Source organism: Zobellia uliginosa (genome assembly GCF_018860745.1).
Lineage (GTDB): Bacteria > Bacteroidota > Bacteroidia > Flavobacteriales > Flavobacteriaceae > Zobellia > Zobellia uliginosa_B.
Genome location: NZ_JAHKPY010000012.1, coordinates 341,639 through 362,189, shown reverse-complemented (window position 1 = coordinate 362,189; position 20,551 = coordinate 341,639). Strand labels below are relative to the sequence as shown.

The 20,551-nt window shown below is 37.7% G+C and carries 15 protein-coding genes and 2 tRNA genes; 8 read left to right on the top strand and 9 right to left on the bottom strand.

Going from position 1 to position 20,551, the window contains the following annotated elements; genetic code table 11:
• Positions 1–121: 121 nt before the first annotated feature.
• On the bottom strand, positions 122–322 hold the full coding sequence (locus KO521_RS12980; protein ID WP_215940330.1) for a dodecin family protein: 201 nt from the start codon (positions 320–322) through the stop codon (positions 122–124).
• Between the two features lie 86 nt (positions 323–408).
• A complete protein-coding gene (locus tag KO521_RS12975) occupies positions 409–1,323 on the bottom strand; it encodes a NifU family protein (RefSeq protein ID WP_215940329.1) in 915 nt (304 codons plus the stop codon).
• A 133-nt stretch (positions 1,324–1,456) separates the two neighbouring features.
• Between KO521_RS12975 and KO521_RS12970 the strand changes: the two genes are divergently transcribed.
• Complete coding sequence (locus tag KO521_RS12970) at positions 1,457–2,470, top strand: PorP/SprF family type IX secretion system membrane protein (protein WP_215940328.1); 1,014 nt, start codon at positions 1,457–1,459, stop codon at positions 2,468–2,470.
• 69 nt (positions 2,471–2,539) lie between these two features.
• Here the strand turns inward: KO521_RS12970 and KO521_RS12965 are convergent, their stop codons facing one another.
• Entirely contained in the window at positions 2,540–3,727 is a 1,188-nt protein-coding gene (locus KO521_RS12965) for a vWA domain-containing protein (RefSeq protein WP_215940327.1), read from the bottom strand.
• Between the two features lie 244 nt (positions 3,728–3,971).
• On the opposite strand from KO521_RS12965, the gene KO521_RS12960 reads away from it, so the two are divergent.
• The 7 genes from KO521_RS12960 to KO521_RS12930 all read left to right on the top strand — a co-directional run bounded on the left by KO521_RS12960 (position 3,972) and on the right by KO521_RS12930 (position 14,954).
• Positions 3,972–5,927, top strand: coding sequence for a tetratricopeptide repeat-containing sensor histidine kinase (locus KO521_RS12960; protein WP_215940326.1), 1,956 nt, complete (start codon positions 3,972–3,974; stop codon positions 5,925–5,927).
• Positions 5,928–5,963: 36 nt separating this feature from the next.
• Positions 5,964–6,692, top strand: a complete 729-nt coding sequence (locus tag KO521_RS12955) for a LytR/AlgR family response regulator transcription factor (RefSeq protein ID WP_215940325.1) — start codon at positions 5,964–5,966, stop codon at positions 6,690–6,692.
• A 31-nt stretch (positions 6,693–6,723) separates the two neighbouring features.
• Complete coding sequence (locus tag KO521_RS12950) at positions 6,724–7,233, top strand: gamma carbonic anhydrase family protein (protein ID WP_215940324.1); 510 nt, start codon at positions 6,724–6,726, stop codon at positions 7,231–7,233.
• A gap of 61 nt (positions 7,234–7,294) precedes the next feature.
• Positions 7,295–8,182, top strand: coding sequence for an ACP S-malonyltransferase (gene fabD, locus KO521_RS12945; RefSeq protein WP_215940323.1), 888 nt, complete (start codon positions 7,295–7,297; stop codon positions 8,180–8,182).
• A 152-nt stretch (positions 8,183–8,334) separates the two neighbouring features.
• Positions 8,335–12,015: a gliding motility-associated C-terminal domain-containing protein gene (locus KO521_RS12940; protein ID WP_215940322.1), complete on the top strand. Its 3,681-nt coding sequence runs from the start codon at positions 8,335–8,337 to the stop codon at positions 12,013–12,015.
• A gap of 8 nt (positions 12,016–12,023) precedes the next feature.
• Entirely contained in the window at positions 12,024–13,007 is a 984-nt protein-coding gene (locus KO521_RS12935) for a PorP/SprF family type IX secretion system membrane protein (protein WP_215940321.1), read from the top strand.
• Between the two features lie 9 nt (positions 13,008–13,016).
• Positions 13,017–14,954 carry an OmpA family protein gene (locus tag KO521_RS12930; RefSeq protein WP_215940320.1) on the top strand — a complete coding sequence of 646 codons (1,938 nt, stop codon included), beginning with the start codon at positions 13,017–13,019 and terminating at the stop codon, positions 14,952–14,954.
• A 25-nt stretch (positions 14,955–14,979) separates the two neighbouring features.
• Here KO521_RS12930 and KO521_RS12925 read toward each other — a convergent pair whose 3' ends face one another.
• The 6 genes from KO521_RS12925 to mutS all read right to left on the bottom strand — a co-directional run bounded on the left by KO521_RS12925 (position 14,980) and on the right by mutS (position 20,526).
• Entirely contained in the window at positions 14,980–15,615 is a 636-nt protein-coding gene (locus KO521_RS12925; protein ID WP_215940319.1) for a SanA/YdcF family protein, read from the bottom strand.
• Between the two features lie 56 nt (positions 15,616–15,671).
• Positions 15,672–15,968, bottom strand: coding sequence for a hypothetical protein (locus KO521_RS12920; RefSeq protein ID WP_215940318.1), 297 nt, complete (start codon positions 15,966–15,968; stop codon positions 15,672–15,674).
• A 265-nt stretch (positions 15,969–16,233) separates the two neighbouring features.
• Positions 16,234–17,049, bottom strand: a complete 816-nt coding sequence (gene proC / locus KO521_RS12915; protein ID WP_215940317.1) for a pyrroline-5-carboxylate reductase — start codon at positions 17,047–17,049, stop codon at positions 16,234–16,236.
• A 531-nt stretch (positions 17,050–17,580) separates the two neighbouring features.
• Positions 17,581–17,664: transfer RNA gene (locus KO521_RS12910), tRNA-Leu, on the bottom strand.
• 73 nt (positions 17,665–17,737) lie between these two features.
• Positions 17,738–17,810 (bottom strand) — tRNA-Gly (locus tag KO521_RS12905).
• Between the two features lie 133 nt (positions 17,811–17,943).
• Positions 17,944–20,526, bottom strand: a complete 2,583-nt coding sequence (mutS, locus tag KO521_RS12900) for a DNA mismatch repair protein MutS (RefSeq protein ID WP_215940316.1) — start codon at positions 20,524–20,526, stop codon at positions 17,944–17,946.
• Between the last annotated feature and the right edge of the window lie 25 nt (positions 20,527–20,551).

Here is a 20,551-nt window from a genome sequence, read left to right as displayed (position 1 = left end):
CCAAAACGCAATAGAAATCCATAGTGTTTTAATAGGCGATATATACTTTTCAATAGATTTAGGAGTAAAAAAAAGCGCTGCAAATATCATTGCAACGCTTTTCTAAAAAATTCTTAAGTGTCTATTTTACCTCAAAAGTAATTTTAACGTTCACACGGTAATTATCCATTTTACCATCCTTGACCGTAGCACTTTGCTCGTTAATGTAAACAGATTTGATATTTTTCACGGATTTAGAAGCTTGTTCAACTGCCTGTTTTGCTGCGTCATCCCAACCTTTGTCAGAATTAGCCAATACTTCAATAACTTTTAGAACTGCCATAATAATTGTGTTTATTTTATAGTTTCTTACAAATTACGAAAATATTGGACAGGTCTTTTGATTCTATAACTATAAAAATTAGTTCATTAACCGTTCACGGCAACAACTTCATTAACTTTGTCCCCTATCATATTCTTAAGCATCGTCTCAATACCGTTCTTTAAAGTAAAGGTAGAAGAAGGACATCCGCTACAGGCTCCTTGTAAAATAACATTAACAGTTTTGCTTTCTTCCTCGTATGATTGAAATAAGATATTACCACCGTCACTTGCAACTGCAGGCTTCACATATTCCTCAAGAATATCTACAATTTGTTGAGAAGTGTCGTCAAGATCTGCTACGGTTTGTGAAGGTACTGCGCCTTCATTAGCATCTTCTTTGCTTTTTGCAATAGCGCTCTCAGAAACGGCTTCGTTACCATCCGCAAGATATTCACGTATGTGTTCACGTAATTGCATAGTAACATCTTCCCATTCAGCAACGTCATATTTGCTAACAGAAACATAATTAAGGTCAAAGAAAACCTCTTTTACGAATGGAAAATTAAATAGCTGTTTGGCCAATTCCGAATTTTTAGCCTCATCTATATTTTTGAATTCAAAAGCTGCAGGTACAATAGGTTTGTTAGCTACAAACTTCATTACAGATGGGTTGGGAGTAACCTCTGCGTAAACCGTAATAGCTACTTTTTTAGTTGTTTCCTCTTCCTCGTTAACAACGGGCTCCTCTGCATTTAAGTACTCAACCAACTGCTGGGCAACTTCGTCTTTAACATCGTCCCATTCAACAATATCAAAACGCTCTAGGCCTATGAAATTACCGGAGATATATACTGTCTTTATAAAAGGAAGGTAAAAAAGTTGCTGGGCCAAAGGTGATATTTTGGCTTCATCTATATTTTTGAACTCGTAGTTCTTGTTTTTGGTTAAAAAGTGATTCGTCTCAAATTTTAGAATCGCAGGGTTGTTGGTTTTAACAACCGTAATCGTATACTCCTTCATGGTGTCAAAATTTTTGTAAAAATACAACCTATTTTTGAACAGTCCGTATTGATTTGTCTATATAATAATGTTGCGTTTCAACCGTTATACCTTATATTTAGTCGATAAAATAATCATCCTCTATATCCAACAGATGAAATACCGTTTACTGCTCTTACTTGCATCCCTCTCCTTTGCAATTCAATCTACCGCACAAGAGGGTATACCTGTATATTTTGATTATTTATCCGACAATTATTACCTCGTATATCCTTCAATGGCTGGTATCAGTGAAGGAGGAAAAATAAGAGCTACAGCAAGAATGCAATGGTTTGACGTAGATGATGCTCCAAATTTACAGACCATAAACGCCAATTTTAGAATTGGAGAAAGTAATAGTGGAGTGGGAGCTATCATTTTTAATGATGCTAACGGTTACCACTCACAAACAGGAGTAAAGGTTACATATGCCCATCATTTAAAATTGGGTGGTGACGGCAGAAATTTAAATCAATTGTCATTTGGTTTAAGTCCTACCTATCTACAAAGTAGTTTGGACGAATCTGAATTTCGTTCAGACACGGTGGATGATGCTATTTCAGGTATAAAATTGAGTGAAGGTTATTTTAATATAGATTTAGGTTTTTCATACAATTTAATGGAGTTTTATGCTCATGTTGCTATTACTAATTTATTGGGTAGTGAGCGTAACCTTTATCGTTATGGAAAAGGAAATGATAATATTCCCGTAATCGATAATCTACGGAGGTATCTTTTTTCTGTGGGTTATATATTCGGGAAACAGGAATGGCAATTAGAACCCTCAATTTTATTTCAGATGAGTGAGTTTACAAAAGAAAAGTCTGTTGATCTGAATGCAAAGGTTTACAAAGATGTAGATTTTGGTCGCATTTGGGGAGGGTTGTCTTATCGAAGAAGTTTTGAAGGAGCTCAGTTCGCAACAGCAGATAGCTTTGGAGAGCAGCGTTTGCAGTTATTTACTCCTATTATAGGAGCTAACGTTGGGAATTTTATGGTTTCATACAATTACTCCTATCAGACCGGCGACATTCGTTTTGACAGTGGTGGATTTCACCAAATAACGTTGGGTTATGATTTTGGTCAAAAAGAACGTAAGTACGATTGTTATTGTCCTGCAGCGCAGTAAGTTGTCATAATAATACATAAAGAAGCATCCCATAGTACGGGATGCTTTTTGCTTTTAGATAGGTTGATGTTATTCTTCCCATTTATAATCTTTTTTGGCCGCCTGCTTTTGAATAGCTTTCAACATGGCGTTCTCTAGCTCTCCCTTTTGGCCGTCTTTTTGTTTTTCGGCAATGAACTTTTCACGTTTCGCGTTCAATGTTTGAATTTCACTTTGAATTTTGCTTCGTTCCGTTTTTTTCTCTTGAATAAAAGATTCCATTTCAACCTTTGATTTTCCTTTTAATTCTGTGGGAAGCTCATCTTCTTCTACCATGGCAATATCAAAAGAGGAATCATCAGAGGCATCTACTAAATCCCATTTTTTATTGTTGTAAAGTCTAGAGCTTTTGCTTACCGCTCTTTTTACAGCAACCGCTTCTTCTAATTCATATGCGTTATGATCCTGCGAGCGTTGTTGTTCCATCTTGGCATTGCCCAATGCACCATATGAAATATAGGTCTTGTTCAATTTAGAATTTAGTTGAATAATTACATCGTCATAAGGGGTATCTATATGAACAATCTTTTTATTATGGTCAATAGCTATATATTCTCCACCCGTTAAAGTGGCGCCGTTTTTCCAATCAGAATTAACACCTTGCTCATAGTTCCCGCAGAAAATGGTATTGACAACAATATCTTTCTCTTTTGCGTTGGTGACGGCATCTTTATAGTTGAGTTTTCCTTGGGTAAATGGTTCGTTTCCTGCAATGAATATCATCTTGAGGTTATCTGGGTTTTCTCCCCAATTGAGTTGTTTCAAGGAGGTATGAATGACCTCTCCACAGAACTCTTCACCTCCATTGGTGGTTAAAGAAAATAACTTCTCAGAAATCTCATCTAAATCTCCGCTAAAATTCAATACTTGCTGAATATAGCCTTCCCTAGAAGATAGGTTGTCGTTTCCATATTGATAAAGGGCAATTTGTAATTCCGGTCGCTGCTCATTACCACATTTAGCATAAGTAAACTTGTTTACAATATCCCAAAGCTGAGATTTTGCTTGGTTAATGAGTCCGTCCATGCTGTTGCTAGTGTCTAATAACAATGCGATTTTAACCGTGTTGTTTTTTGGTGCTTTATTATTTATAGGAGTGAAAACCTGTGCCAGAACAGGTTCGGTAGTTGTTTTTTTAGGTTTATTTTCACAACCGTACATGCTGGTTAATGCCAGTGACATAAGGGTTAATCCTAAAATCTTTCTTGTGTTTTTCATATTTAGTTTTTTTAAGCTCTGTTGAGAGGCTGTTAATTTGTTTCTGTTTTTTTTGATAAGGTAAAAGTAGAATCAACTTAATTCGTGTAAAACCTATTTTGAGGGAAGTGGCGTTTTAAAAGAGGGAACGGTCCTTTTGATTGCGTAAAGCCTAAATAAAGGATGTTTTTCTAGCAAAATAGGTCAAAAGACGGTTTTTTAGTGCCGCATAATTGAACTAAGTTTACGTTGTACAATTAATTAGATGCTATCAATTCGCTACATACTGTTTATCCTTTTTGTAGGATGCTCCACAATGAACTCTTGGGCGCAAAGGGAGGTTGGTCGCAGTAAGATGGCCAAGCCTCAAGGCAATCTGCATCAGGTTTATTTGGATTCGGCCAATACGTTTAAGCAGTCTAATATTGAACGAAGTATTGATTATATCACCAATTCTATTGCCGTGCTTGGGAAGCAGGCAGATAAAAAGCTGCTTTCGGAATCTCTTGTCGCTTTGGGAGAGGTGTATCGCTATCACCATCAATATGATTTGGCAATTACCAATTATAAGGATGCTTTAGAAGCCAATAAGTCTACACGAACAACACTTCTTTTAGCGGAGGTGTTCATTCTTAATAAACAATATTCGGAAGCAGAGAAAGAATTAAGTCCATTATTGAAAATAGAAGGTCTGGATGCTTATCAAAAAGTACGGTTAAATGAGAGTTTAGGGGATGCTTATAGAGGTTTGGGGCTTATTGGGAAGGCTGTAGCTTTTTATGAGGAGGGAATCTTGGTTGCTAGAAAAAATCAAATAACCCCAAAATTAGCTGACTTAAATTCTAAGATAGCCGACACCTATGCACAGGATGACAAATTGGTAGAAGCAGGAGCATATTATAATAGCTCTTTAAAACTTACCGAAGATCTAGAACCTAAACGCGCTGTTCAGGAAAAGGAAAAGGTAGCGGATTTTTACAATCAAAAGAGTCAATACGGAGCAGAAATAGAATTACGGAAAAAGAGTCTCAATGAATTAAAGACGCTCCCAAAAGCAGGAACGACTAAAAGGGAAGCAAGAGGTGAATTTGATTCTATTACTTCCCAACGGATCAATTATAAAATTGCAAATGCCTATATAGCCCAAGATAAGTACGATGAAGCAATTCCGTATTTAAAAGAAAGTATTGTAGAGGCAGATTTTGAGAATGATTTGGTAGTTCAAAAAGATGCAACAAGAAAACTTTCTGAAGTTTTTGAATATAAGGGCGATTATCCCAAAGCTTTTGAGACCTACAGAAATTATGTCTCCTTGGTAGATACTTTGTATGTGCGTAAGGAACAGGAAATATCCAGGGCCGCCAGATTTAACCGTGAAATTTCTTCCAAACAGAATCGTATTTCAGGTCTCGAGCAAGAAAGGGAACTTTCGCAGAGTAAATATGATTTGGCACTTACGGAACAGCAATTGATTCAGGAAAATAATAAACGCCAAAAATGGATTATCTATTCCCTTATTTTTGGGATGATTCTGCTGGGCTTGGCCACATTTTTCTTTTATAGAAGTAATCAGCAACAAAAACTGGCCAATAATCTATTGGCATTAAAATCGTTGCGATCACAGATGAATCCACATTTCATTTTCAATGCACTCAATTCGGTCAATAATTTTATAGCCAAGAACGATGAGCGAAGTGCAAATCGGTTTCTAAGCGAGTTTTCCACGTTAATGCGTTCGGTACTGGAAAATTCGGAGGAAGATTTTATTCCGCTTGCCAAAGAATTAGAACAGCTAGAGCTATATGTGAAGCTAGAACACTCCCGTTTTCCTGATAAGTTTGATTATGAGTTGAATATAGATAAAGACATTACTATCTCTTCTTTTGAGATTCCGCCTATGTTACTTCAGCCTTATATTGAAAATGCTATTTGGCACGGACTTCGCTATAAGGAGGAAAAGGGACTTTTGAGAGTAGAGGTTACACCAAGAGGAACAAAGTCTATTGCAATTACGATTACAGATGATGGTATAGGAAGAAAAAAATCCGCCCAACTGAAAACTCAGAATCAAAAGAAACAAAAATCGAAAGGAATGGGAAACATCCAAAAAAGAATCGCCATCTTAAATAATATGTATAAAAATAAGGTAGACGTAACCATTTCTGATCTTTGTTCGGATGGCACCGGTACCAAAGTGCTTTTTATTTTACAAAAAGATTAAAGATTATTGAGGTTCTGTCCAACTAAAAATCCTACTATGAAATTAAACGCCGTACTTGTAGAAGACGAAGCCAACAGCCGCGAAATATTACGCAATTATTTAGGTAAGTATTGTTCTGATGTAAATTTAGTGGGTGAGGCGGCATCTATTCAGGAAGGTCTAGAGCTTATTGAGAAATATGAAGTGGATCTTGTTTTTTTGGATGTAGAAATGCCATTTGGCAATGCCTTTGACCTATTAGATCAATTGCCGGACCGTACTTTTGAAACTGTTTTTGTGACGGCTTATAATAAGTATGCAATGGATGCCTTAAATCATCATGCCGCCTATTACCTCATGAAGCCCATAAATATAGATGAGTTGATAAAAGCTGTAAGTTATGTACAGATAATCAAGCAAAAGGAAAATGAACTTGAGGATAAACTATTGCAACCAAATTTGAAATCCGTTCAAGGTAAAATAACCCTGCCACAGCAAGACGGTTTCCAAGTCATTGATGTTACCGATATTCTTTACTGTAAGGCAGATGATAACTATACCGAAATCTATCTAGAGAACAAGAAGATTTTAGTAAGTAAAACTTTAAAGTATTTTGAAGAAGCATTGGCGGACTTTTCGTTTGCACGCATCCACAAATCATATTTGGTAAATGTAGATGAGGTTGTCAAGTACAGAAAGGGCAAAGGAGGTAGCGTAGTCGTTTCAAATGGGAAGGAGCTGTTGGTATCGGCTTCAAAGAAAAAGGACTTTTTGGCGTATTTTTAAAAAGTTTAGAAATAGATAAAACAAATCTAGGATGATAAAAACTATAAAGGGGATAACACCTCAGTTCGGTAAGGATTGTTTCATTGCGGAAAATGCAACAATTGTTGGTGATGTAAATATGGGTGACCAATGCAGTATTTGGTATAATGCCGTTTTAAGAGGAGATGTACATTTTATTAAAATGGGGAACAAAGTAAATGTCCAAGATGGGGCAATAGTACATTGTACGTATCAAAAATCTCCCACTACTATAGGTAACAATGTGTCAATAGGTCATAACGCTATCGTACACGGGTGTACTTTAAATGACAATGTTCTTATTGGTATGGGAAGTATTGTAATGGATGATTGTATTATAGAAAGTAATAGTATTATTGCAGCTGGTGCCGTAGTTACAAAGGGTACACATGTGCCTTCAGGGACTATATTTGCAGGGACACCTGCGAAAAAGATAAAGGATATTAGTCCTGAACTAAGTTCGGGAGAAATAGACCGTATTGCTAATAATTATGTAATGTATTCAAGTTGGTTCAAAGAGTAAGTACTGTACTTGGGACTTGAACTTAATTTGTTATTTTTGCAGGCATTAAAAATTGATAAGAATGAACGCATATATATTTCCTGGTCAAGGAGCGCAGTTTGTAGGTATGGGCTTAGACCTGTACGAAAAATATCCCTTAGCTCAAGAATTGTTTGAAAAAGCAAATGATATTCTTGGTTTCTCAATTACGGATGTCATGTTTCAGGGCACTCCTGAAGATTTAAAACAAACAAAGGTTACCCAGCCGGCCATATTTTTGCACTCCGTTATCTTAAGTAAAGTTATGGGGGACAGCTTTAAGCCGGATATGGTTGCAGGCCACTCCTTGGGTGAGTTTTCAGCCTTGGTAGCTAATGGGGCCTTAGGTTTTGAAGATGGGTTGAAATTGGTTTCACAGCGCGCTTTAGCAATGCAGAAAGCTTGTGAACTTCAACCTAGTACAATGGCTGCGGTTTTGGGATTGGAAGATGCTTTGGTTGAAAAAATTTGTAATGAGACACCGGGTGTCGTGGTTGCTGCAAACTATAACTGTCCTGGACAATTGGTGATTTCTGGAGAAGTAGAAGCTATAGAAGCAGCCTGTGTGAATATGAAAGAAGCAGGTGCCAGAAGAGCTTTGGTGCTTCCTGTGGGCGGTGCGTTCCATTCACCTTTAATGGAGCCGGCTAGGGAAGAATTGGCGGCAGCAATAGAGAATACAAATTTTGCCGTACCCAATTGTCCTGTATATCAAAATGTAACTACGGTTGCCGTGACAGATGCAACGGAAATTCAGAAGAATCTTATTTCTCAGCTTACGGCCCCTGTAAAATGGACACAAAGTGTAGAAAATATGGTAAAAGACGGAGCCTCTTTGTTTATTGAGGTGGGGCCAGGAAAAGTACTTCAAGGCCTAGTTAGAAAGATAGCGCCTGAGGCAAAAAGTCAGTCGGCAGATATCCCAAGTTGATGTTTTATCCGTATATGATGTAGTTCGTCCATAAAACCTTGATTTAACCCTAAAATTACGGTTGTGGACGATTTTTTTAGTAATATTGACGCCCATTTAGCCACGACCTACTTTATTTGCTGTGAATTTGAATTTTTGTTCAAAGGACAGTTATGAAATTGAAAAAGAAAAAAGCTTGCTTTACCCATAGTTTAGGAATTCAAGGTAAAGGTATTATTCTCCTATTGTTTTTGTTCTTGTGTGTTGGCTCTGTGTCCAATGCTCAGCAAACTTCTATTACCCGAGCGCCTGGAGAACCAGCGGAAGGAGGTGCCGGTAGTTCTTTTACGATTAGTAGAACAGGAGGCTTTCTTGCCACAGCCGTTACTATAGGTGTAACGGGAACTGCTACGGAAACGGATGATTTCCAGACGCTTACCAAAACGTATAATTTAACTCTTGCTAAACCAAGTGTGACTGTTGATGTTAATATATTTGATGATGAACTTATTGAGCTTGATGAAACTATTATTGTTACCATTACCAATGTTTCCAATGGAACCATAACCGCTTCAAATTCGGTTACGTTTACTATTGCAGATAATGATGTAGGTACTTTTACGCTTACGACCACAGAGGCTGATGCGGCAGAGGAAGGTACTGTTCGAGGACGATACGTGCTTAGGTTGGATAAGGTTAATGCTACAGGAACAGAAATTACAATACCTTACACTTTAGGGGGTAGTGCAACAATTACAGATGATTTTACCACTCAAGGTCAGGCGACGTTTACTTTTCCTTCAAGTCCACCAGCGGCAACTGCAACCTTGGCGAGGGCATTGAATATTTTAACAGTTGATGATGCTATTACTGAGCCTGATGAAACCGTTACGTTAACATTAGGAAATCCTAGTAATACTACACAATTTAACTACGTTCAAACGGCAATAGCCCAACGAACCGTTACTATTGAAGATAATGATTGTGCTGCTGGTGTTGCTGCTCCAGTATTGAATGCAACTACAGATGCTTTTTGTGATGATTTTACTGTAGGATTGGATAATTATTACGATGGAGCTAGACCTACAGGTGCATTCTTAATATGGACCACCAACAATACAGATTTACTACTTCAATCTGATTGGACTTCTAGAATAGATGATAGCCCTGTAAGTGAACCAGGAACTTACTATGCTTTTTTCTGGGACGAACCTAATAATTGCGCTAGTGAAAACTTTGCAACTTTAACTATAACACAAAGTAGTTCACCATCGGCAGGTACCATTACCCCACCCGCTGCGCCGTTATGTAATAATGCAGATGCCACTTTAGGTGTTAATAGTTTAGACCTTGATACAATAATTTCTGGTCAAACGGCAGGTGCTTGGGCCGTTGGAACAGTTCCTGGTAGTACTACACCAACTATAGGTGCGGATAATGTTGTCAATTTTGAAGGACAAGCGAAAGGGGATTATGTGTTTACGTATACAACTACGGGAGCTGTAGATCCCTGTGTTAACGAATCTAAATCAGTAACTATCAAGGTTGATGATTGTAATAAATGTGCAGCCAAAGTACCTCCTACTTTAGATACAACAATAACGCGTACTTTTTGTGATGACATTACAACTTCATTAAATGATTATATTGTGGGTGATGCCCCGGCCGGTACCGTGTTAAGATGGGCGTTCAACTCAAATGATCCTATAGAAAGCCCTGTTCCTAACAATCAGATTAATGATCCTTTACCAGGGACTTATTATGCATTTTATTATGATACAGTGGAAAAATGTGAGGGGCCTACATTAACATTAACATTGGTTCAAAACGAAACGCCAGAGATTATCGGGACTCCATCCGGAGATACTAGATGTGGTCCGGGAGAAGTTGTGTTAAGTGCTACGGCAACACTAGATGCAACTATTAATTGGTATTCACGAGCAACAGGCGGTGCCTCATTAGGAACAGGGTCAGACTTCACTGTTAGTGCTTTAACACGCACAACATCCTATTACGTAGAGGCAGTAGCCAATACTTGTAAATCGCCTCGCATCAAAGTAGATGCTGTTATTTTACCTCCTGTAAATACGGGAAGTCCAGAAAATGGATCGTCTTGTAATGATGCTGCATTTGGTACAACCACATTAGACTTGGATACTACATTTTCAGAAACCGCAAGTGCAGGTACATGGGCATGGACTTCCGGTCCGGCCAATGTAGTTCCTGATGCCGAAAGTGTTGTGGATTTTCAAGGTCTAGCTAATGGAACGTACGTGTTTACATTTACAACTACTGATGCCCAATTACCTTGTGAGAATGACACAAGCGAGGTAACTATCTCGGTTAGCAGTTGTGATACGGATGATGATGGCGATGGTTTGTTAGGTGGGCTGGAATCTAACCTTGGCACTGATCCAAATAATGCGGATAGTGATGGTGATGGTATAAGTGACGGAGAGGAAGTAGGAGATGATCCCACAAATCCTTTGGATGAAGACGGAGATGGTATAATAGATGCTTTAGAGTCTAGTGTGCTGGATACCGATAGTGATGGTGTAATGGATCAAGCGGACCCTGGTAACAACAATGCCTGTATACCGGATAATTCAAACGGACTTTGTGATACGGATGAAGATGGTATTACGGACGGACAGGAAGAAATTGATGGAACTAATCCACTAGATGCTTGTGATCCAGATATCAATAATGCAAACTGTGATCCTACACCTATTGATCTTGAAGTAGTAAAAACCGTAGATAAACAAGAGGCCGTTGCGGGAGATGAAGTTATTTTTACTTTAACCGTAAATAATTTATCCGATAGGGTTGCTCGTAATGTTACTGTTGGAGAGATGCTCGAAACGGGCTTTGAATACAAATCACACAGCGCTACGGATGGTAGTTATGATTTGGCCGCCGGCGAATGGACAATTGCTGAAATTCCGGCAGACGGTACGGAAACGTTGACTATTACGGTTGGTGTTTTAGAAGGAGGTCCGTATACTAACGTAGCGGAATTATTGCAATCGTTTCCAGTAGATAGTAATCCTGACAATGATACTTCTGAGGTTACTTTGAATATAGACCTTCCGGAAGGTATAGATTTGGCTTTAGAGAAGTTTGCAAGGATCGTTAAAGAAGAAGATACCTTAAGCATCAGAAGTCCTTTCAATAATCTGGAGAGAGTAAATCCATTAGTAGGAGAAGAGGTCATCTTTACAATAAAGATAACCAACATTTCAAATGAAGATGCCATTTCTAATATTCAGGTACGGGATACTATTTCTACACGAACAGATAGTGGTTTTGTTTATATAAGTAATTCTGCGGATAAAGGGGAATATTCACCAGAAACGGGAGTTTGGGTTATACCCGAGCTCATTAAAAATGAAGTTGCTATTCTTGAAATTAGAGTAGGGCTTCCAATAGCAGGTCTGTTTGAAAATACAGCAGAAATCATACGTTCCTCTCCAGTTGATAGCGAAGATAAATATGAAAATAATGTAGCTACGGCAGTTGTAAATGTCTCAGAAAGAAGTGATGCGGAATTAGGAATTGTATTTAATCAGTTCTCACCTAATAACGATGGTACTAATGATGTACTTAGAATTAACAAACAGTTTGAATCAACCCCTATAGATCTAGTCTACGATATTAAAATTTTCAATAGATACGGAAAAGTGGTTTTTGAGGGTGATCAAATGACCGATGATGTTATTTGGGACGGAATGTGGGAAGGTAAACAGTCACCTGATGGTACATATTTCTATATTCTAAATATAACCTTACAAGAAGAGTTAGAAGGCCTTGATACAAATACTACTAAAAAAGGCTGGATTCAGCTTATAAGATAATTCGGATAATGCAGTATAGAACATTAAAATCCTTTTACGGTTACATCTGCTTCACTATAGGTGTATTGTTCATTTCGGCAAATAGTTTTGCGCAGAAAGAACCTCAGTATACCCAGTATATGTATAATATAGGTAGTTTTAACCCAGGTTATGTGGGCTCGGTTCAGAATCCGGAAATTGCGGCTTCATATCGTGCACAATGGTTAGATGTTGAAGGTACGCCACGAACCATCCGCTTGGGAACGAACATACCCTTTGCAAATGAGAAGACAGGATTAGGTCTTAATATTATCAGCGATCAGCTGGGGCCATCTACGCAGACTTATGTAGAAGTAGCGTATTCATACCAGTTTAATGTTTCGGACAAAGCAAAGCTTTCCTTTGGTATGGATGCGGGAGGTTCATTTTTGAATGTAGATTTTTCAAAGGGTACGTTCGAAAATCCCGGGGAACCAATTTTAGGTAGAGAAACCATTTCAAAATTTTATCCCACTATAGGTGCAGGTTTCTTTTTATACGAGGATGATATCTGGTATTTGGGAGCGTCAATACCTAATTTCCTTACAGATGGAATCTATAATGACGATGTGGCTACAATTATAGAAGATAAATTGCAGTTCAATTTTATCGGGGGTTATGTTTTTGATTTTTCCGAAACCCTAAAGTTCAAGCCAGCATTTTTGCTGAACTATATTAACGGTGCGCCGTTAAACACGAACCTAAGTGCTAACTTCATGTATAACGATAAGTTCACCTTAGGTGCTTCTTACCGTTTAGGTAGCGCAGTAAGCGGACTTGTAGGTTTTCAAATAACCAATGGCAGTTTTATTGGTTATTCGTATGATTACAACACAACTCCATTAGGTGAATTCAGCAGTGGTTCACACGAGGTTATTCTTAAGTTTTATTTGGGTAGGGGAGATGGTTCTGGTGGAAGTAGTAAGAGCTTAAAAGGAAAACCAAAACAAATTGATACGCCTAGATTTTTCTAATATTAGACTATGAAATTCAGAATCTTCATATTATTTTTTACGTTAGCCGTAGGTTTTTCTTTTGGACAGGAAAAGACATCTAAGGCCGATAACTATTTCTATAGTTATGCCTATGACGATGCTATTAACGAGTATAACAAACAAATGCAGGAGGGTAAGTTTATATCCAATCATCAACTTTTGAATTTAGCCGACTCCTATTTCAAAACAGGTGAGTACAATAAAGCCTCCAAGTTATATCTAGATATCAATAAGAATGATACTATCATGTCTGCACATCGGTTTAATAAGATGTTGCAGAGCTTAGCAAAAATATCCGAACAAGAAAGAGTTAAGGCTTTTTTGAAATCAAAGAGTAATTCGCTTGAAAATGAATTGGTGGAAAATGCCGAGTTTAACTATCAATTGTTGGAAAGAAAGGAAACGGAATCTGCCGGTTTTTTTGTTTTTACTTTGGATGGTAATAGCGAGTTTTCTGATTTTTCTCCAGCTTTTCATGATGATAAACTACTCTTTAGCAGTGGAAGGAAGAATAAGTCAAAACGTATTTATGGTCCTTCGGGAGAGTCTTATTTAGATATCTACGAAGCAGATATCGAAAAAGGGGGTAATATAAGTAATGTAAGTGTTTATAAAGGGGTTCCTGACTCTCCTTTTCATAAATCTACTCCGTATTATTCTAGCACAACGGGTGGTACTTACTATGTGCTTTCAAATGCTAAAGGAAAAAATCTAGCTTTTGATGAAAAAGGAAAAAATGCATTGGCAATTGGTATGGCTTATGAAGGAGGACTATTTCGCTTTTTATTGAAAGATTTAAGTACTTCTTTTTATTATCCGTTTTACGATGAAGCAAGCGAACGCTTATATTTTGCTGCTAATTTTGATGATAGTTATGGTGGAACAGATTTGTATTATGTAGTTACGAACAACGGTCAAGTAATGTCAGAGCCAATTAATATGGGGCCAAGGATCAATACGCCAGGTAATGAAATTGCACCTTTCGTTTACGATAATAGTCTTTTCTTTTCATCAGATGTTTTTTACGGTATTGGAGGAATGGATGTATATCGTAGTAACATACAGGCAGATAATTCTTTCAGTATTCCTGTAAACTTAGGCGAAGGAATCAATTCAAAATATGATGAGTTCGGGTTTGTCATTCGTAAAAGTGAAGGGCACGAGCTAATGGGCTATTTCTCATCTAATAGACCTGGGGGTAAAGGAAATGATGATATATATGGGTTTAAGATAGCAAACAAACCTGGTCCACGTACGCTTATTTTTAAAGGAAAAGTTGTAAAGCCGCCTTATGATGAGCCAATTTCTGAAGCAGAAGTTCGGGTATTGGATAGTAATGGTAATATCCTTACCCAAATGGTTACGAAGACCAACGGTAGCTATCAAGTTGAAATTCCTTATACCGATATAGTATCTATGGAAATTATTAGGGATGGATACTCTACTTTCAGGGAAACCTATAATCCAAAGGAATTAGAAGAGCTACAGAAGGAGCCACTGCAGGTGCAACTAGCTTCGTTAAGTGATATTGTAAAAGAGAAGGAAGGGAAGAAAGTATTGAATATCAATAACTTTTTCTTTGAGACCGGTAAAAGTAACGTAACTATTGCGATGACTCCTGAATTGGATAAAGTGGTTGATGCGATTAAGAAATTTCCTGAATTAAGAATTTCAATAGAAACTCACACAGATAGTAAAGGAGGAAATAGCTCTAATAAACGAATATCAGAGCAGCGATCTCAAGCCATTAAAGCGTATTTGTTGGCTAACGGTGTTTCAGCGACCAATATCACTAGGGCAGTAGGCTATGGAGAAGAGAAAATCATCAATAACTGTACAAACGGTGTATATTGTTTAGACTTTTTACATAAGCAGAACCTTAGAACACTTTTTGTAATAGAAAATTATGACGATATAAGTAAATAAAATAATCCACATTGTGTATCGGCGGTTATTTTATTTCAACGCTTTCACCAAAAAATTTAGGTTGGGTATTGAGCGCTAGGTCTATAAAAACCTTAACCCTTGCAAGATACTCTCGTAAGTGAACTTTAAGGCCTTGAGAGCCAGTTATACTCTTGGCATTATATCCAATAGCATCAAGGCCTTTCTTTTCGGCCAAGTAGATAGCTCTTTGGTTATGGAATTCTTGAGATATAACTGTAACATTGTTTAGTCCAAACACCTCTTTGGCTCTTACCATAGAATCTAAAGTTCTGAAGCCTGCGAAATCTAAAAAAATTTTTTCTGCCGGTATGCCTTTATTTATCAGGTCTTTTTTAAAGGTGTTGGGTTCGTTATAATAACGTGTGCCGTTATCACCACTTACCAGCACAAAGTCTATTTTTTTAGCCTCGTAAAGTTCTACGGTTGCTTTAATGCGATAGGTGTAATACGGATTCGGAAGCCCTCCAATTAGTTTTTTGGAAGTACCAAGTACTAAGCCTACTCTATTTTTTGAGATTTCACTTGTGTCTGAAAAGGTCTTGCCCTCAGCAGATGAGCTGATAATAAAATCGCACAACAAAATAAAAAGAAAAAGGGCGACTAAGAGTACTCCACCGATTTTATAGTACCTTTTTCTCATAAATTTTTTAAGTGAGCTATAAATATAGGTAAAAGAATGTCTATGTAAATTTTCTACTATATAAGTTCATTCAACTCTTTCTCTAACTTTTGAATTTCTGAGTTAATAGTAATATAGCCGCTTTTCGGAACTAGTTCCAGTGTTGAGGCCATTTGGTTGGCTTCAAATAAGATGTTACTTAATCTAATATTGAAATTACGGGCTTTTTCGTATTTTCTACCATCGGAGTTACCGTAATAGGAAGATTGAAACTTTTGTTTCAACAGGTACAATTTCTCCACTAATTTCTCTGTAGTATGAGTGGATTTTGTTTTTCTGATTGTTTTTGTTTTTGGAGTAAAGTTTGTGGCCATGTTGCTTTAATTAAGGGCGAGGTCCCATTTTAGGGTGCTTCTCGAGGTTAATTGTTTTGCTTTGGTATACAGACAAGAACGGGATTTAATCTAAAACACACTGATTTTTTCGATAAAATGTAAGAAACTTCTTGTTTTCCTGTGTTTTCCTAGGTTCCGTTTATTCTATAATTAGCCACGTAATTGCCGTTTTTATTAATTCCATCAGTATTGCTCAAAGAAATAAGAGTTAACCTAAAGAAATTTGCCCATATGGGCTAAACGCTTAAGCATCTTGTTCTTCCTTACCCATTTCCACGGCACGATCAAATGCGGCAAAAGCAGCTTCTTTTATCAGTTCACTTACATTATTGTCATCCATAGAGTCCAGAGCGGCTTGTGTGGTGCCACCTTTACTTGCAACGCGGTCCATCCATGTATTAGGGCTTAGATTGTTTTGATTGAACAGTTCTACAGCCCCCGTGAACGTTTCGCTTACCAGTACACTGGATACCTTCTTGGAAAAACCCATTTGAAGAGCAGCCTCCATCATACTTTGCATAAAGTAAAATACGTATGCCGGACCACTACCGGATATGCCTGTAGAAGCATCTATGAAGTTCTCATCGCTTACCCTTATAGACTTTCCGGTTGTGTCCAGTAAATTCTCCACTGTTAATAATTCAATCCTCGAAATTTGGCTCGAAGCGGTATAAGAGGTTAATCCTTTTCCGACTTTTGCAGGTAGATTGGGCATGGCACGAACAATCTTATTAATTCCTGTTTGGCTCTTTATGGTGTCTATAGTAATACCGGCCATAATGGAAATTAAGATTTGCTCTGAATTCACTAGAGGTTTAATAGTTTCAAAAAGCTCGGCAGCATGATAAGGCTTTACGGCTATGAAAATAATATCTGCTTGTGGAACACATTCTTCTAATTTCTTGAATGCATCAAAATGGGCAATTTCATTTAGTTCTTTCAGTTTTTCTTTGGAATTGTCCAATACCATAATATTCTTCTTGTTGAGCAATTTTGATTTGGACATGCCTTCTGCATATGTTAATCCCATATTTCCGGCTCCTATAACTAGTACTTTCATGAATTTGCTTTTAACGGTTACTTAAAAATGCTAAAGATAGGTCTTGTGGGTTTAGTTTAAATAAAGAGCTGACAATCTTCGTAGTTCTTAATTTTCCCGTAGTAGGTTTTGCGGTATTTCTGTATGGTGCCAATTGGCAACCCAAGAAAGTAACGTTTAATATAAGTGACCTTAGTAGTCAATTGCCCCATTTTGTTGCTGTAATGTTTTTCTGTTTTTGTTTTTCTCCTGATATATAATAACCTCATAAAAAATATTTAGCATGTAACATATCATAATGAATAGGTATCGCAAGTTTAGGATGTTAAGTTTTTGTTATTGTAGTTGCAATCAAAGTGAGCAATTTTTTTGAAGAATGTTTTTATACGCAATGATTAAGTAATTTTTCTTTGTACGAGTCTCATTGGTATATGTAATTAAGGACGTTAAAGGGATATGGGAAATAACGGTTTTTGAGAGGAAAATAAGAGAGAACAAATTAAAATAAACCAAAAAACCCTCGAAAATCCGAAGATTAACAAGGGTTTAAAGTACTCGAGACGGGACTTGAACCCGTACGGACTAATGTCCATTGGATTTTAAGTCCAACGTGTCTACCAATTCCACCACTCGAGCCGCTATTGGTAAAGTCTTTAACAAAAAAACGCTGTAAGCAGCGTTCAATTTGTTGAGCAAAATTTGCTCTTTGAGCGAAAAACGGGATTCGAACCCGCGACCTCCACCTTGGCAAGGTGGCGCTCTACCAGCTGAGCTATTTTCGCGTATAGTATTAAGGTAAAGAACGTGACATCTTTCACAGATGCGGATGCAAATTTAATACAATTCTATAAAACGCAAAGAAAATTTATATGAAATCTCAAAAATAAAAAAACGATGTTTTTTTAGACTCAAAAATTAAGAAGTTGCCTTCTTGTTTTTGGTCAATAATCGTTTTATTTCGTTCAATTTCATAAGTGCTTCAACGGGTGTTAAGGTGTTGATATCTAGATAGGTGATTTCTTCCTTTATTTGTTCCAGTAGGGGGTCGTCTAAATTAAAGAAGCTCAATTGCATCTCGTCTTGGGCGCTTTGTAGTTTGTCGGTTAATTCTTCACTAGAGTGCGATTTCTCCAGTTTTTTTAAAATTTTGTTCGCTTTATGGATTACTTGAGAGGGCATTCCCGCCATTTTTGCCACGTGAATACCAAAACTATGTTCACTTCCGCCCTCGGTCAATTTCCGAAGAAAAAGTACATTGTCTTTCAATTCCTTTACGGAAACATTAAAATTCTTGATGCGTTCAAAAGTGTTACACATTTCATTGAGCTCGTGGTAGTGCGTGGCAAAAAGAGTTTTTGCCCTTGCCGGATGTTCATGCAGGTACTCGCTAATAGCCCAAGCAATAGAAATACCATCATATGTACTCGTTCCTCGTCCAATCTCATCTAAGAGTACTAAACTACGCTCGGAAAGATTGTTCAAAATGGAAGCTGTCTCGTTCATCTCTACCATAAAAGTAGATTCTCCCATTGAGATATTATCACTTGCACCTACACGTGTAAAAATCTTGTCTACATAACCTATTTCGGCTGCTTCTGCAGGCACGAAACAACCCATTTGAGCAAGAAGTACAATTAAAGCGGTTTGCCTTAAGATTGCAGACTTACCACTCATGTTGGGGCCGGTAATCATTATAATCTGTTGCTCGTCTCGGTTAAGAACCACATCATTGGCAATATAGGCTTCGCCTAATGGTAATTGCTTTTCTATAACGGGGTGTCTACCGTTTTTAATGTTAATTTCGGTAGAGTCGTTGATCTCTGGTTTTGAATAGTTATTCTCTTTAGCCAATTGCGCAAAACCACAGAGGCAATCTAGTTGCGCAATTTGCTGTGCATTGTTTTGAACTGGTGAAATGTATTCTTGTGCCCAAACAACTAATTGCCCAAAGAGTTGTTGCTCAAGACTTAATATGCGTTCTTCCGCACCCAGAATTTTGGCTTCGTATTCCTTTAGTTCTTCGGTAATATAGCGCTCGGCATTTACTAGTGTTTGTTTACGAATCCATTCTTCTGGCACTTTATCTTTGTGCGTATTTCTAACTTCAATATAATAACCAAATACATTGTTGGAGGCTATTTTAAGTGAAGTAATGCCTGTGCGCTCGCTTTCGCGAGCTAGCATTTTATCTAGATAGTCTTTGCCCGAAAATGCTAAGCCTCTCAGTTCGTCAAGCTCATTGGAATAACCATCAGCAATAGTTTTTCCTTTAGGAATATGAACAGGGGCTTCTTCGTTAATCATCTCTTTGATCTTACCACGCAGTAAATCACAAGCATGTAGCTGGTCTGAGATTAATTGTAACGATTCATCATCGCTTTGAGCTGTAAGTTGTTTTACAGGAATAACAGCCTCAAGCGAATTTTTAAGCTGAATAATTTCTTTTGGGTTCACCTTTCCGGTAGCTACTTTGGAAATAAGACGTTCCAAATCACCCATTTGTTTGATGCGTTGCTGAATTTTAAGCAAGGTATCATCATTGTTGTGTAAATAGGAAACCACCTGATGCCTTCGACTGATTTTTTCGGTATTCTTTAGGGGCAGTGCCAACCAACGCTTTAGCATACGACCGCCCATGGGAGATAGGGTCTTGTCTATAATGTTTAAAAGCGTTACCGCATTCTGATTGGTAGAATGATAAAGTTCTAAGTTTTTGATGGTAAAACGGTCCATCCAAATATGCTCCTCTTCAGCAATGCGTTTTAAACTATTGATGTGCTGCAGCTGCCTGTGTTGGGTTTCGGATAAATAATGTAAAACTACACCGGATGCAATGATACCATGGCCAAGGTGGTCAACACCAAAGCCTTTAAGTGTGCTGGTGTTGAAATGGTTGGTAAGCGTTTCTTGGGCGTAATCATCTTGATAGACCCAATCTTCCATGTAAAACGTATGAAACTGCTTTCCGAAAACGTCTAAAAATTCGTTTTTATGTTTTTTAGAGACTAGAACCTCATTGGGTGTGAAGTTTTGTAATAGCTTGTCAATCTGCTCTTCAGTACCTTCCGAGGTTAAAAATTCGCCTGTAGAAATATCTACGAACGAAACACCAAGTAGTTTTCTTCCAAAGTGAACAGCGCAAAGAAAATTGTTCGCTTTCGCATTCAGAATGTCATCGTTCATCGCAACACCCGGAGTTACCAATTCGGTTACGCCGCGTTTTACAATGGTTTTGGTCATTTTAGGGTCTTCCAATTGATCACAAATAGCAACTCGCTCACCGGCCTTTACCAATTTTGGTAAGTACGTATTGAGCGAATGGTGCGGAAAACCGGCAAGTTCTGTACGGTCACCTCCATTGTTACGATGGGTGAGTATAATACCTAGAATTTTAGAGGCCCTAACGGCATCTTCACCAAAAGTCTCATAAAAATCGCCAACACGAAACAATAATAATGCATCAGGATACTTGGTCTTGATGGTGTTATACTGTTTCATCAAAGGCGTTACCTTTTTTGTTTTT

Excerpts from the sequence above, each read along its gene's own strand:
- KO521_RS12980 (WP_215940330.1), bottom strand. The coding sequence starts at position 322 with ATGGCAGTTCTAAAAGTTATTGAAGTATTGGCTAATTCTGACAAAGGT.
- KO521_RS12975 (WP_215940329.1), bottom strand. The coding sequence starts at position 1,323 with ATGAAGGAGTATACGATTACGGTTGTTAAAACCAACAACCCTGCGATT.
- KO521_RS12970 (WP_215940328.1), top strand. The coding sequence starts at position 1,457 with ATGAAATACCGTTTACTGCTCTTACTTGCATCCCTCTCCTTTGCAATT.
- KO521_RS12965 (WP_215940327.1), bottom strand. The coding sequence starts at position 3,727 with ATGAAAAACACAAGAAAGATTTTAGGATTAACCCTTATGTCACTGGCA.
- KO521_RS12960 (WP_215940326.1), top strand. The coding sequence starts at position 3,972 with ATGCTATCAATTCGCTACATACTGTTTATCCTTTTTGTAGGATGCTCC.
- KO521_RS12955 (WP_215940325.1), top strand. The coding sequence starts at position 5,964 with ATGAAATTAAACGCCGTACTTGTAGAAGACGAAGCCAACAGCCGCGAA.
- KO521_RS12950 (WP_215940324.1), top strand. The coding sequence starts at position 6,724 with ATGATAAAAACTATAAAGGGGATAACACCTCAGTTCGGTAAGGATTGT.
- fabD (WP_215940323.1), top strand. The coding sequence starts at position 7,295 with ATGAACGCATATATATTTCCTGGTCAAGGAGCGCAGTTTGTAGGTATG.
- KO521_RS12940 (WP_215940322.1), top strand. The coding sequence starts at position 8,335 with ATGAAATTGAAAAAGAAAAAAGCTTGCTTTACCCATAGTTTAGGAATT.
- KO521_RS12935 (WP_215940321.1), top strand. The coding sequence starts at position 12,024 with ATGCAGTATAGAACATTAAAATCCTTTTACGGTTACATCTGCTTCACT.
- KO521_RS12930 (WP_215940320.1), top strand. The coding sequence starts at position 13,017 with ATGAAATTCAGAATCTTCATATTATTTTTTACGTTAGCCGTAGGTTTT.
- KO521_RS12925 (WP_215940319.1), bottom strand. The coding sequence starts at position 15,615 with ATGAGAAAAAGGTACTATAAAATCGGTGGAGTACTCTTAGTCGCCCTT.
- KO521_RS12920 (WP_215940318.1), bottom strand. The coding sequence starts at position 15,968 with ATGGCCACAAACTTTACTCCAAAAACAAAAACAATCAGAAAAACAAAA.
- proC (WP_215940317.1), bottom strand. The coding sequence starts at position 17,049 with ATGAAAGTACTAGTTATAGGAGCCGGAAATATGGGATTAACATATGCA.
- mutS (WP_215940316.1), bottom strand. The coding sequence starts at position 20,526 with ATGAAACAGTATAACACCATCAAGACCAAGTATCCTGATGCATTATTA.